At 59.6% G+C, this 12,733-nt stretch carries 13 protein-coding genes and 1 tRNA gene; 9 read left to right on the plus strand and 5 right to left on the minus strand.

Going from position 1 to position 12,733, the window contains the following annotated elements; genetic code table 11:
• The first annotated feature begins 2 nt into the window (after positions 1-2).
• The 6 genes from ACNPN0_RS13545 (at position 3) to ACNPN0_RS13570 (ending at position 5,366) form a co-directional block, all read left to right on the plus strand.
• Complete coding sequence (locus ACNPN0_RS13545) at positions 3-359, plus strand: hypothetical protein (protein ID WP_448938700.1); 357 nt, start codon at positions 3-5, stop codon at positions 357-359.
• On the plus strand, positions 359-1,501 hold the full coding sequence (locus ACNPN0_RS13550) for a baseplate J/gp47 family protein (RefSeq protein ID WP_448938701.1): 1,143 nt from the start codon (positions 359-361) through the stop codon (positions 1,499-1,501). The genes ACNPN0_RS13545 and ACNPN0_RS13550 overlap by 1 nt, the downstream gene beginning before the upstream one ends.
• A complete protein-coding gene (locus tag ACNPN0_RS13555) occupies positions 1,498-2,586 on the plus strand; it encodes a hypothetical protein (RefSeq protein ID WP_448938702.1) in 1,089 nt (362 codons plus the stop codon). Before ACNPN0_RS13550 ends, ACNPN0_RS13555 begins: the two co-directional genes overlap by 4 nt.
• Positions 2,587-2,660: 74 nt before the next feature.
• Positions 2,661-4,055, plus strand: coding sequence for a peptidoglycan DD-metalloendopeptidase family protein (locus tag ACNPN0_RS13560; RefSeq protein WP_448938703.1), 1,395 nt, complete (start codon positions 2,661-2,663; stop codon positions 4,053-4,055).
• 2 nt (positions 4,056-4,057) lie between these two features.
• Complete coding sequence (locus ACNPN0_RS13565) at positions 4,058-4,411, plus strand: hypothetical protein (RefSeq protein ID WP_448938704.1); 354 nt, start codon at positions 4,058-4,060, stop codon at positions 4,409-4,411.
• Positions 4,412-5,108: 697 nt separating this feature from the next.
• Positions 5,109-5,366 (plus strand): hypothetical protein, encoded by a 258-nt coding sequence (locus ACNPN0_RS13570; RefSeq protein ID WP_448938705.1) that lies wholly within the window; start codon positions 5,109-5,111, stop codon positions 5,364-5,366.
• A gap of 465 nt (positions 5,367-5,831) precedes the next feature.
• On the opposite strand, the gene ACNPN0_RS13575 is transcribed toward ACNPN0_RS13570, so the two are convergent.
• The 5 genes from ACNPN0_RS13575 to ACNPN0_RS13595 form a co-directional block, all read right to left on the minus strand.
• Positions 5,832-6,926, minus strand: coding sequence for a tyrosine-type recombinase/integrase (locus ACNPN0_RS13575; protein WP_448938706.1), 1,095 nt, complete (start codon positions 6,924-6,926; stop codon positions 5,832-5,834).
• Positions 6,927-7,087: 161 nt separating this feature from the next.
• A tRNA-Leu gene (locus ACNPN0_RS13580) sits at positions 7,088-7,171 on the minus strand.
• Positions 7,154-7,354: a hypothetical protein gene (locus ACNPN0_RS13585; protein WP_434690422.1), complete on the minus strand. Its 201-nt coding sequence runs from the start codon at positions 7,352-7,354 to the stop codon at positions 7,154-7,156. Before ACNPN0_RS13585 ends, ACNPN0_RS13580 begins: the two co-directional genes overlap by 18 nt.
• A 45-nt stretch (positions 7,355-7,399) precedes the next feature.
• A complete protein-coding gene (locus ACNPN0_RS13590) occupies positions 7,400-8,044 on the minus strand; it encodes an NAD(P)-binding domain-containing protein (protein WP_434690423.1) in 645 nt (214 codons plus the stop codon).
• An 80-nt stretch (positions 8,045-8,124) separates the two neighbouring features.
• Positions 8,125-9,405: an Nramp family divalent metal transporter gene (locus tag ACNPN0_RS13595; RefSeq protein WP_434690425.1), complete on the minus strand. Its 1,281-nt coding sequence runs from the start codon at positions 9,403-9,405 to the stop codon at positions 8,125-8,127.
• Positions 9,406-9,648: 243 nt separating this feature from the next.
• Between ACNPN0_RS13595 and ACNPN0_RS13600 the strand changes: the two genes are divergently transcribed.
• From ACNPN0_RS13600 to ACNPN0_RS13610, 3 genes are read left to right on the plus strand one after another with little or no spacing between them, the layout of a single operon-like run.
• Positions 9,649-10,317, plus strand: coding sequence for a response regulator (locus ACNPN0_RS13600; RefSeq protein WP_434691314.1), 669 nt, complete (start codon positions 9,649-9,651; stop codon positions 10,315-10,317).
• Complete coding sequence (locus ACNPN0_RS13605) at positions 10,314-11,750, plus strand: ATP-binding protein (RefSeq protein WP_434690427.1); 1,437 nt, start codon at positions 10,314-10,316, stop codon at positions 11,748-11,750. The genes ACNPN0_RS13600 and ACNPN0_RS13605 overlap by 4 nt, the downstream gene beginning before the upstream one ends.
• A 4-nt stretch (positions 11,751-11,754) precedes the next feature.
• Positions 11,755-12,714 (plus strand): TAXI family TRAP transporter solute-binding subunit, encoded by a 960-nt coding sequence (locus tag ACNPN0_RS13610; RefSeq protein WP_448938707.1) that lies wholly within the window; start codon positions 11,755-11,757, stop codon positions 12,712-12,714.
• Positions 12,715-12,733 lie beyond the last annotated feature (19 nt).

The following is a 12,733-nucleotide window of genomic DNA, read 5'->3' on the forward strand; positions in this document are numbered from 1 at the left end:
CTATGTCTGGAACAATCCGATTCCCGTTCCGCCTCACGCCATCAGGGCAGATTGCCACCGCCCCGTACGGTTCTGACCAGGAAATCAACGATGCAATAGCCGCCATAGTCCTGACTGATATTGGCGAACGGCCCCTTTCGCCCGGATTTGGTGTCACCGACCCTGTTGGCTTGGCGATAGGAGACGTGGCAATCGACGCGGACATTCAATCAGCACTGACTTCCTACGGGTTCGAAGACATCATGATTACCGATACGACCGTGCTGCCGGAACCTGGCGGGCGCGCGGCAGTCCAAGTCGAATGGGAACGCGAAGAACCAGACACTGACCCGCTGGAAGAGGAAGAGGACGACGAGTAATGAGCATTGAATTCCCTGAAGATACGAGCATCCCCGAACTTGAGAACCTTTCTCTGCTCGAATACGGGGGAGAGCAGGACCTGGTGAACACGGCTGTTGCTCACGCGCAGGTCGCTTTGCCGGAGTGGCAGCCTCGCGAATCGAACACCGAGCTCGTCCTGCTCGAATCGTTGGCCCTGATCTTGGGGGTGGAAGCGCTCGCGTTGCAGGTCCTGCCGTCGCAAATCGTTGAACAGCTCATGGGCCTATACGGTGTCACCAGGCACAACGGTTACTTGGCCGAAGGGCAGGCGCGGTTCCAAGTATCCTCGTCGGCACCGTTGCACTCCATTCCCGCAGGTACGCGCCTCCGGTACACGTTGGAGGACACGGACGAGACCGTGGATTTCCTCACCATCGAACAGGTGGAGATCGTCACCCAGGAATCCTTGTTCGGTACTGCGAGGATCGAAGCTGAAGAGTCCGGAATTGAAAGCAACGGCATTCCCGAAGGCGCCGTGTTGGAAGTGGTTGACCCGCTTGCGTTCGTTGATGAAGTGACCGTCTCGATGGCCACTAGTGGTGGCGAAGGCGAGGAAGAGGACGAGGACTTCCAGGCCCGTGCTGCAGCTGTCTTGTCGCGCCTGAATTCGACACTCGTCATTCCGGACAACTTTACGGACTCGGTCCTGTCCGATCCGCGTGTGGAGCGAGCAATCACCTTGGATTTGTTCGACCCGGCCGGCTCACCGAAGTCGCCAGTTGCGGGGCACGTCACGGTAGCTGTGGTGGGCGATCTTGGTGATCCGTTGTCCGCGGAGGTGATGGAATCCATCCGGGAGGATCTTGAGGCTCAGGCGCTGGCGTCGCTGAGCATCCACGTGATCCCTCCAACGATCACCACGGTGAACATTACGTGCACGGTCCGGCGGGCGCCAGGGTCTCTTGCGTCCGCAGCGACCGCTGAAATACAGGCGGGCCTTGCAGATTGGCTGAATCCAACGACGTGGGACTGGTCGCCCACCGTGGATGCCAACGCGATCATCGGCAAACTCTACGAATTCCCAGCGGTGAGGGCGGTCGTCTCCACCAACCCGACTATCAACTTGCCCGGCGATGCGCCCCTTCCGCGACTTGGAACTGTGACGGTGAACTTTCAATGAGCTACCCAGATAGCATTCACTCGTGGACCATCGATTGGTTTGAAACTCTTCCGCAGGCTTACCAAAACCTGGATGCCGCCCAGAAAAACCCACCACTGAAGGTTTGGGACGGGCTCAACAAGCGACCGTTCGATATCACGGAAACAGGTGGATGGACAACTTACATTGAAGCACCATCAGCAACATTCAAAAGTCAAGAGTTCCGCAGTGCACCGGGCATCAAAGTGTACTACCAGATCTGGGCTGAACCGGGAGAAATCCCCGGAGGTGGAATTGCCATACTTGCCAATGGCAGGAGCGAAACCGGATACACGGGCGACCTGGAACTCAACGGCCCTGACACTATTGAGAACGTCACCGGCCCAGTCCTCCTCGAAGGCTGGTTCTACCCACCCAACACCGGATCTTTCACTGTGCTCCCGGGAACAGCGGCTCTACTAGGGAATTCCAAACCCATCATCAAGGCGATCAATATTTCCACCCGTCGAGTCGAGTACGAAGAACTCAACGGAACTCTCGTACCAGACACCTACCACCCACTCCTGAGGTTCATGGACGGCATCGGGCAGATCGGCGGCCAGTACCGACAACTCTCCGACGACCTCTGGGACGGGCATTACACGAACCCCGAGACCTGCCCAGACGATTCCCTGCCATGGCTAGCGCAAATGGCCGGCATCAATCGAAACGTGTACCGAATCCTGCCGCCAGCCGACCTGCGTGAACTCATCAAAAATACCCAGGCGAATGGTCTTGCCGGACTCGGGTCTCGCAAAGCCATTGCCGGAATCGTGCGCCCCTGGCTCTCAGGCGACAAAACCGTGCTCGTCAGCCCGCACCCCGCCAGACCACATACCATCCTCATCCGAGTGAACTTCACCGAGGTCCCCAACAATGACTTCTCCGCGTTGGCAGCGAACATCAGGCGAACCCGAGTGATTCCCGCCGGGCACGTCATCGAGATCGTTGAGCTCGTTGCTACATGGGACCAATGGGAAGCGGCCGCCGGCAGCATCTGGAGCGAACTTGAAGCTAAGGCCAAGCGATGGGGCGAACAAGACACCTTGGGCGTCACGCACAGCTGACCCTTCCCACAAACTAACCCCGATATGGCGCACCCTCCTAGTGGAATCCAACCACGAAGGAGGGTGCTTCCGTTTTGAAAACCCAATGGGTCGAACATGCCGACAGGATCTACGACGGCATCAACTCGTGCTTAAGCGTGACCGTCCACGAAACAGCCAATACGGATCCGGGCGCGGACGCTGAAGCCCATGCCAACCTGCAGACCAACGGTGGTGCACGGCAAGCGTCCTGGCACGTCCAAGTTGATGACACCGAGGCGATCCGCTCATACCCGGACACCGCGCAGTGCTGGCACGGCGGAACCCGCGAAGCCAACGAGTCCTCATTGGCCGTTGAGATCTGCGTGAACGAGGGCGGCGACTATGACGCTGCCTTCCGGCGCGCTGCCGGTGTTGTCCGTAACTGGCGGATCAAGCACAAACTCTCACGCTCGGACGTGAAGCAGCACTTCGAATGGACCGGTAAGAACTGCCCGTCCGAGATGCGTCTCGCAGGTCGGTGGGAAGAATTCCTCGACCTCACCGAGCCAAGCAGCAAGCCAACAGCGAAGAAGAAGGAGAAGAGTACCGTGACCAAGTTTTCTAGCCCCCTGCCGGTGGGCGTTTACCGAACTGACGGATTCGACGGCATAGGCCGCGGACGGCAGCACATGGGCGCCGACTGGGCAGGCCCGAACGTAGGCGACAAGACCGAAGTGTACGCCGTCGCTGACGGTGTCGTCGAAGAGACGGGCGGCCCAGGTCGCGGCGCAGTCCTTGCTGGGCATTCCGGGCTGATCATCGTCCTGGACCACGGCATCCTCAAGGACAAGAACGGCGCCGACCGGATCCGCACCAACTACGGGCACCTGTCGAAGATCTATGTGAAGGAAGGCCAGCGGGTCAAGGCTGGTCAGCTGATCGCGCGCACTGGCGATTCCGGCAACGTGACTGGTGTGCACCTGCACTTCGGTGTCCGCGAGAACGGCACCGGGTACGGCAACTACTTCGACCCGGAGGGATGGCTCAAGGGCAAGGGTGTCATCGTGGGTAAGACCAAGCCGCTTACCAGCGGCTCGGTAACCCCCGTTGCATCCACTCCCAAGCCGAAGCCAAAGCCTGCCAAGGGCGGCAACTCGAAAGCGGACAACGAGGCGATCCAGCGCGCGCTCACCGCGATGGGCCTGGATGTGGGATACCCGGACGGCGTTGACGGGCCGAAGCAGGAAGCGGGCGTCCGCGCATTCCAGAAGCACCACGGGCTTGTGGAGGACGGCTACTGGGGCCCGCTCACCCAGGACGTCTACGACTACAACAAGCGCCTGCAGCGTGCTCTGAACAGCATGAGGCACTCTGCCGGCATCACCGATGTCAAGGTGGACGGCTGGATTGGCAAGGCCACCAACCGGCTCAAAGCGGACGTGCTCAAGCGCAACCGCTGGACCGAGAAGAACCTCATTAGCAACCTCAAGAAAGCAGGAGCCTGGTAACCATGTCGGAAGCTCTCCTAGCCCTCTGGGCATCGATCGTCCGTACTGTAGTCCCGATCATCGTCGGTGCGGTGCTGGGCTGGTTCGCCAGCGCTAATCTTCCGCTGGATCCGGACGTCGAGGGCCTGCTCACTACAGTGATGACCCTCTTGCTGACCACGGCTTATTATGTGGCCGTGCGTCTCTTCGAGACGTACGTCAGCCCGAAGATTGGTTGGCTGCTTGGCTGGGCGAAGTCTCCGGACTCGTACTCCGCAGGCAACACGTCTGATCTGAATGTGTCCAAGGCCGGTGTTTATCACGTCGTGACCGAGCAGGATCCGGGCGAGGATTCTGGCCGGCGCTCGGCCGAGTAGGCATCCCGCCGGGCTGACGCCAAATCAGGGGAAGCGCCCCACTCGCATTTGAGGGTGGGGCACTTCTGGATTAAAAAGGCAACCCGCCAGCGCTTGGGGATGCTGACGGGTTCGACTAACGTAATTCCATTCTTGGGGGAAATGGGATTATCGCCTGACTAGTCGTTAGAAGGTAGAAACCTTACCAGTGGAGACTCTATCCGCACCACTAACCAAAACACAACCATTTTCAGGGACTTAATACTGCTCGGATAAATGAACCGAATTCACGGCTAACGCCCGCAAGGCCTATACACAAACGTAGCTAACGCTCTAGGATGTGCTTAGGTTTCACGCTGGACTTAAGTTTTTTGGGGAAACGAAGGTCATTGGGGTGATGGATGGGGATCCATGGCCCAGCGCAAAACTCGCAACCAGCCCTGCCGAAATGCACCTCGGTGGGGCTGGCCAGTTTTAAGAGACAATCTTCTGGTGGACTACTATGAAGACCCTCACGCGCCGGGACTGTACAGGTACAGGACCAACCGTTACCCATATGTGGAAGTCACCCTTGCCAGCGAAACGTTCCACGCTCGCGCTGAAGCATGGCGAGGTAACCAAGTCATGATCGCCCGGATCACCAATCAGCTCGGCCGGGTAGACAACGGAGCCACAACAACACTCTGGGTACCCGCCGAATCGTGCCACCGAATCCGCCATGAAGACTCCACCTGGATCACCACCGAAGACGACCACGACTGGCACGAAGACCAAGACCAAACGATCGATTACCGGCCACGCACAGCGCGCGACTAGAATTCGCCTTATGGAAGTGACCATCACCTACGAGCAAGACAGCGCCACGGGGGTAGTCTCCGTCCAAGGGCCCGACTACTACGCGGCCCGCGACGAAGCCACCAACCTAATCCCCGACGGTGCGGTGAAACTCAGCATCCGCGTCGACCGCGACGCATAACAAAACGCCCCGAGCCGATTAGGCTGGGGGCGTTTTGTCGCTTGTTAGTTCATGATGGCCATACATCCGCCGAGCAGAAGTATGAAGAGCGCGATGCAACCGAATGCTACGAAAGCGACTGCTTTTTGGCCAGGCACCCGGACGCGTTGCTGATTTCCAACGCGCGGGCCTACTGTGGCGTAGCCGTTCTCTCGAAAGGCCTGTGCGATTGCCGCGTCAGTTGGGTCGCATGTGAATGATTTGAATTGTTCTTCTCCGCGCACCACAGTTACGCGACAAATGGTTTTAGTCGTTTTGCCGTGCGATACGTCGTCGCCTGGCCCGATGGGCGTTTCGAAAGGTTCGCTGATTTTTGCGACTAGTGGGCTTGCCATGTGGACCCCCATATTGTTCGAGTGATTTTGGATAAATGGATGCAAGGATTTCGTCCAGTCTACGTTCAGGGTCGGACGTTTCGCCCATGGGTTACAGGGCATCTGCTGCGCGCTGGTCGGCATCGGTCGCCAGGTGCCCGTATACGTCGACCGTTGTTGCTATGGATGAGTGCCCGAGACGTTTCTGGATGACAGGAAGCGGTACGCCGGCATCGATGAGCCAGGACGCGTGCGTGTGGCGCAGGTCGTGGATCCGTGGGCGTGCGAAGATCGCGCCAGTATCGAGCAGGTGAGTTAGTGCAGGTTCCCAGTGGTACGTGTAGAAGTAACCCGGGCGAAGGTACTCACCGTTAGGCTTGGTGAATACTAGTTCCTCATATTTCAGGGATCGCAGCAGTGGTTTGATTTTTGCGCTGAGTGTGGTGCTCAGTGTTACCTGGCGTTGGGAACTGCGAGTTTTGGGGGATCCGATCTGGAAGCCGTGGGCCGTATCCTTCCAGGCACGGGTGACGCTGATAGCTAAGTGATCAGCGTCTGCTTGGATGAAATCGCGACGGCGAAGGGCGGTCGCTTCGTTGTACCGTAGCCCGGCGCCGGCGAGAAGTTCGACGAACGGACCGTACTCGCCGATTTGGATGATGATCTGGTCGACTTCTTCACGGCTGAGAAATACTGCTTCACGTGGACGCATGCTTCCTCGCGGTGAGGATACTCCAACAGCGGGGTTCTCTTTCATGTGGCCTTCCTCGATGGCCCATTTGAATGCGCTGGATAGTACTGCGTGAACGTTCTTCTTGGTTTTGGGGGAGCGGTTGAGAGCTTCGAACCACTTGATCACCGCGGCCTTGTCGACGAACTCAATCTTCTTAGTGCCAATTGAGTTGTGGATATGGTTTTTCCACATGCGTTCGTAGTCGCGTTTGGTGGCTGATTCGATGCCGGTGAGGTCGCCCAGGTATCCCTCGACGACCGTATTGACGGTGGGGGATTGGGATTGAGATTCGAGGACGGCTTGATTTGCGAGCTTGAACGACTGGCCGTTGGCGTTGAGCAGCCGTTTGATCAGTTCTGCTTCGTCTTCGGAATCCGTGGTGAAGCTGCTTTGTTTTTTGGTTTGCGCGTCGCGCCAGATGATTTTGTGGGCGATGGTGCCGTCGGCGCGCTTGAGTAGGCGGATGGAGGCCATGGGAGTTTCCTTATCTAGTTATCCCTGCGTGGTGAATGCAGAGTCGTGATCCGGGCTGGTGAGGCCGTCGTGGTGTCAACGCTTGTCAACGGAATGGCGGTTGCTGTCAACAGGGGTAGTAAAAACCCCCGATTGGCCGTGGTCAATCGGGGGTTACCCTGTGCGCGAAAGGGGACTTGAACCCCTACCCTCTTGCGAGGACTAGCACCTCAAGCTAGCGCGTCTACCTATTCCGCCACCCGCGCAGGTTGTCTGTTGTTCGCGTTGTTATCGCTGGCAACGAAGTAAAACTTTACCACCCCCAGCAGGGGATTTCCAATCGGGAAACTCTCCGCAACTGGAGAGTGAAAACCCCGGAATTCCGCGGGAAAACCGGGATTGATTAGAGGTTTAAGGTAAAAATTCAGGAAATCAGTGTCGAGCGTCACAGGAATATGATGCGATCTGCCTAGTGAAACGCGGGCTTAGCGGTTCTACTGCGAAGGTGGGCCGAGCCTGGCGGACAGCGTTGCCGCATCGAGTACTTCGTTGAAGATCGCGCCATCAGGTTCCAAGCCTCGGCCCGCGGCCAAGTTGGGCAGGAGGACCGGAGAGAAACCCAGGGCGAGGGTAAGTTCTGAAACCGTCTGGGCATCCTGCTTGTTATCCGAGGCGACGCCCAGGGCGCGTTGCGCGGATTGCTTGGTTGCCCGATCCGCGTCCATGTCCCAGTGGCTGATGTGATTGAGCGCTTTGACGACGCGAGAGCTCTTGAAATGGGTTGCAATGCCTTCGGAGCTGGACAAGCCGGCCTCAAGCGATGTTTCCAGCCAGTCGGGCAGCGGCTCGTCTTCCCAGCGATTGGTCGCATCCACCAGCAAGATGCCAGCCAGGGATGGGACATCAATGTCGTCGAGTTCCTCTTGCGGCACCATGAGCACCACCAAATCGACATCCTCGGCAATGTCTTCGGCCAGTACGGCGGTGGCATGCGATGCGTACTGCGCCAGGTGGTACTTCATCATCCGTGGAGGCCTGGAACCTGCGATGCGTACGTCGATTCTGGCCGATGCTGCTGCGCGGGCGAGGGCTGTGCCGGCTCGTCCCGCTCCAAGGATTCCGATCCGCTTGATGCTCATAGCCTCCAGCCTAAACGCGAAAGCCATGGTGGCATGCAATTCATTGCATGCCACCATGGCTTTTGCCTAGCGAAAGGCCATCAGCTCCAGAGCGGTGCCAGTGACTTGTACAGCTGCTGTACGCCCAAGACGATGAACAGCGCAGCGGTAATCGCCAGTGCGGTGTTGGTATGCCAGCGGTTGGCCCATGCCTTGGGGATGCGCTTGCCGTTGAGCAGGCCCAGGAGGGTGACTGCCAGGAATGGCATGAACAGCGCGCCGAGGACGCCGTAGGCCAGGATCAGGGCAATTGGCTTGTCCAGCAGGAACAGCACCATTGGCGGGAAGGTCAGCCACAGGACATAGAACTTGAAGTACTTGCCGCCGGTCAGGGTATCCGGGTGGTTTGCCGGCTTCTTGCGCATATGGCCCCAGAAGTCCGCGAACATCAGGGAAACGCCGTTCCATACGCCGATGATCGACGAGAAGGACGCGGCCCAGAAGCCAATGAGGAAGCCGTTGCCTACGACATCGCCGTATTCGGCTTTCAGCACGTCGCCCAGTTCCAGCAGGCCCTTGTCGCCTCCGGAGATGCTCACGCCGGCGGCGCGAACAACTTCCGCGCCAACGATCAGCATGGCCAGCACGAAGATGCCGGTCATGACGTAAGCCATGGAGTTGTCGATGCGCATGACCCGCATCCACTTAGGGGTGTACCAGCCTTTCTCGCGCAGCCAGTAGCCGTAAGCGGCCAAGGTGATGGTACCGCCGACGCCGCCAGCCAACGCCAGGGTGTAGACCACGCCGCCTTCCGGGATCATCGGGATCAGGCCCTTGAGCATTTCCGGAATATTTGGCACAGCGATGAAAGCCAAGCCCACCACGGTTACGAACATGATGCCCACCAGTACAGCGGTGATCTTCTCGAAGAAGCTGTACTTTCCGAACCAGACCATCACGAAGCCCAGCAGGCCCATGATTACTGCCCAGATCTTCAGATCCACTGCCGGCATCAAGGCGGCCAGCGGCAATGCAGCGGAACTCATCGCTGTAGCGCCGTAAACGAAGCCCCAGATGATGATGTAGGGACCGAAGTACCAGGTGGTCCACTTGCCCAGGGTCTTCCAACCCTCGAAAATGGTTTTGCCAGTTGCCAGGGTGTAGCGGCCGGCGCCTTCAACCAGAACAATCTTCAGGATCACGCCGACGATCACTGCCCAGAGCAGCGCATAGCCGTACTGGCTGCCTGCTACTAGTGTGGCAACCATGTCGGCTGCGCCAACGCCGGTCGCCGCAACGACCAGTCCCGGGCCAATGACTTTCCAGCGCGGCGGGCCGCCACCGTCTAGGTCGGCGCGTTGCGCCTGGGTGTTTTCGCTCATTCGATTTTCCTTCTGCCACAGTGCGATGCCGCCGCGGAGTCGCATCGGCAGTGACGCGGACCACGGGGGTGTGAGATCGTATTCAATCTTGGTAGTGATCTTTCTTACTGGCAAACTCTCAGTCAAGTACTAACACTTTCTTAGGAATGCAGTGACGTGGAGAACACCGCGTGTTCCGAATTGCTAGAATTGATCAGTTACCCATGGGCGCCGAGCCCGGATCTGAACGTCGAGGATGATGCCGTGCAGCTGTTGATCGTCGAAGACGACCACGCCGTCGCCCGCGCCCTGATCGATGCCGTGAGTGCCGCAGGCCATCAGGCCGAGCATGTCAGCCGCGGCGCTGACGCGCTCTTGAAGCACCACAATGCACAGATGATCCTGCTGGATCTGGGCCTGCCGGATATGGATGGACTGGAAGTCCTGCGCAAACTGCGCCAAATCAGTGAAGTCCCCGTGGTCATCCTCTCGGCGCGCAATGACGAGCGGAGCGTTGTCCGGGGACTGCGCCAGGGTGCCGACGATTTCCTGGTCAAGCCCATCGGGCTGGCGGTTCTTCTGGCCCGCATCGAGGCGGTGGCCCGCCGCGCCAAGGTCCAATCCAATGACAACGGCGGTGTGCTCATCGCCGGCGGACTGCGTGTGGACACCGGGAAGCACGAAGCAATTCTGGATGGACGGCACCTCCAGCTGACCGCCAAGGAATTCGAGCTGCTGGCATTGCTGGCCCAGCATGACGGAGCGGTGGTTACCCGGGAGCAGATTCTTGACCGCTTGTGGGGCGACGCGTTCGTGGCGGTGTCGCGCTCTTTGGATGTGCACCTCACCGGTTTGCGCTCCAAGCTTGCTGCGCCCGGGATGATCGTGAACGTCCGCGGAGTCGGCTACCGGCTAGAGACGCCAAACCCGTGAGGCTGCGCGTACTGGGCATCCTGGGCACGCTGCTGCTTGCAATCGTCGCCATCGTCAGCGCGATGCTGTTGCAGAGCGTCAGCCGTGATGCCACCGCTGAAGTCCAGCTGAACCGGTTATCGGCATTGAACCGCTTTGTCCAGCTTGCCGCCCATGCTGATCTGGCAAATGACATGTCGCTGCTCCAGCTGGAGATGGACACCTATAGCGACCTCTATGGCGAAGGGCTGCTGATCAATCTGGGCCAGCGGCAACTGGTCTCGGGCAGTATCGATCCTGCGGATCCCGAGGTCGCTGGCACCGTGCGCGATTCAGAGCTGAATCTGGGACTGGTCCAGATCCCGCCGATCGATCCTCTCTCGGATGCCACCGCCTTGCTCTCGCAGCCGTTCGGCAATTCCGCCCAAGTGCTCGGCTCTGTCACGATGCAAGTGAACTTGGAAACTGCACGCGCCAAGGTGCTGGAAAAGTCCAGCCTGCTGTGGCTTGTTGTCATGTCCATTGGCGCTGGACTCCTGCTCTTGGCCGACCGCCTGACCTTCTGGGTGCTCCGTCCGGTGCACCAGCTCAATGATGCCGTCAATGACATTGCGCGGCATCAGGCACCGGTTCTCCTCGAAGAGCAAGGCCCACCGGAACTGCGCCGGCTATCGCGGTCGCTGGGCAGCATGGCCCGAACTATGGCCGAGAGCCTGAAGCAGCAGCAGGAGTTCATTGCTGAAACTTCCCATCAGCTCCGGAACCCCGTTGCCGCCTTGCGGTTGCGAGTGGATCTTTTGAAGATGCGCATGGGCGACCAAGCGGATCCCGCCGGAGTGCATGCGGTGGAAAACGAACTTCATCGGGTGGAAACCCTGCTGGACGGCGTCATGCGCTTGGCCAGCGCTGAGCATCGGCTAGCCGAGCAAAATGCGGGAGAGTCCTTGCCCGAGACAGCCGTGCACGGCCAACAAGTCGACGTCGGGCAAATGCTCGCCGAGGAAGTCGAACGCCAATCCGAGGTTGCCCGGCAACGGGGAAACCAGCTGGTGCTCGATGGCAGTGCCACCTCGGGGCCGACCGCCATGGTGTGGTGCAACGGATTCGATTTGCAGCAGATGCTCGCGGAACTACTGGAAAACGCGTTCAAGTACGCTCCTGGCAGCAAGATCGTCCTGGGCCTGCGGCTCGATCCGGGAACTGCCAGCATCCAAATACAGGATCACGGTGCCGGAATGAACGCTGCTGAACTCGCGAATGCAGGCGAGCGGTTCTGGCGTGCAGAACGTGTACGGCACAGTCCGGGAACAGGTTTGGGACTGGCTATCGTGGATCGCTTGGCGCGCGCGAATGCCGGTGAGCTCACCCTTGAATCGGCTCCGGGCGAAGGGCTCAAAGCAACGATCAGCCTGCCCCTGCATGGCAGCAAGCCCGAGGTGCCCGATGAATCCTGAGCCCATGCCGTCGCGGCGGAACTTGCTTCGATATCTCCTGGCAGCCCCAGTCGCCGCCGGACTGCCAGCACTGAGTTCCTGCAGCTCGTTGCCCGCTGCGCATCGATTGGATATCGCCTCCGGTGAAGACGGGGGCATGTACTTCCAATTTGCCTCCTTGCTCTCCAACGCCTTGATGGACCACGGCGTCGCCGAGCATTCCACAGCCCTCAATACCCAGGCCAGCGCGCAGAATCTGGCGATGCTCGCAGAAAACAAGGCCGGGCTGGCTCTTGCCCTGGCCGATACGGTGGACCAGTACCGGAAGGACAGCGCTCCACAGGCGCAGCCGCTGGCCCTGGGCCGCGTCTACCAGAACTATTTCCATTGCATCATCCGCACAGCAGCCGGGATTAGCTCGCTGCAGGATCTGGCAGGACGCACCATCGGCACCGGCGCGCCAGGGTCAGGTACGTGGGTGACCGGCCAGCGCATATTGCGGGCAGCGAAGCTGAAGAATCGCGGGATCGCGCCCAAGGAGCTGCAGTACGGGTACGTGGCAGGGCTGGAGGCGCTGGGCAAGGGAAGCATTGACGCGCTGTTCCTTTTCGGCGGCCTGCCGGTTGCTTCGCTGAGCCAGCTCGCTTCAACCATGGACTTGGGCCTGCTCGATGTTTCGGCGGTGCTGCCGCAGCTGCGCGAGCGGTACCCGGATCTCTACGACGGGGTAGTCATCCCGGAGGGAACCTACCGCGGAATCAAGTCCGTGGAGACGATCGGGGTTGGCAACCTCTTGATGGCGCGCGCGGACATGCCCGAGGAGCTGGCCGGAGCCGTCGTCAATCTCCTGGTCGCCCACGCTGATCAGCTGGTGCCAGAATCCAGTGCCGGCATCCAGTTCTTGACCCCCGAAACCTTGGTCAGCACCGGAGGCCAGCCCCTGCACCCGGGCGCGAGGAAGGCCTACCAGGAACTTCACGGCTAGAAATTGCGCACGTGCGCAC

It is taken from the genome of Glutamicibacter sp. AGC84, assembly GCF_053543575.1.

Excerpts from the sequence above, each read along its gene's own strand:
- ACNPN0_RS13570 (WP_448938705.1), top strand. The coding sequence starts at position 5,109 with ATGAAGACTCCACCTGGATCACCACCGAAGACGACCACGACTGGCACG.
- ACNPN0_RS13590 (WP_434690423.1), bottom strand. The coding sequence starts at position 8,044 with ATGAGCATCAAGCGGATCGGAATCCTTGGAGCGGGACGAGCCGGCACA.
- ACNPN0_RS13565 (WP_448938704.1), top strand. The coding sequence starts at position 4,058 with ATGTCGGAAGCTCTCCTAGCCCTCTGGGCATCGATCGTCCGTACTGTA.
- ACNPN0_RS13595 (WP_434690425.1), bottom strand. The coding sequence starts at position 9,405 with ATGAGCGAAAACACCCAGGCGCAACGCGCCGACCTAGACGGTGGCGGC.
- ACNPN0_RS13555 (WP_448938702.1), top strand. The coding sequence starts at position 1,498 with ATGAGCTACCCAGATAGCATTCACTCGTGGACCATCGATTGGTTTGAA.
- ACNPN0_RS13545 (WP_448938700.1), top strand. The coding sequence starts at position 3 with ATGTCTGGAACAATCCGATTCCCGTTCCGCCTCACGCCATCAGGGCAG.
- ACNPN0_RS13610 (WP_448938707.1), top strand. The coding sequence starts at position 11,755 with ATGCCGTCGCGGCGGAACTTGCTTCGATATCTCCTGGCAGCCCCAGTC.
- ACNPN0_RS13550 (WP_448938701.1), top strand. The coding sequence starts at position 359 with ATGAGCATTGAATTCCCTGAAGATACGAGCATCCCCGAACTTGAGAAC.
- ACNPN0_RS13575 (WP_448938706.1), bottom strand. The coding sequence starts at position 6,926 with ATGGCCTCCATCCGCCTACTCAAGCGCGCCGACGGCACCATCGCCCAC.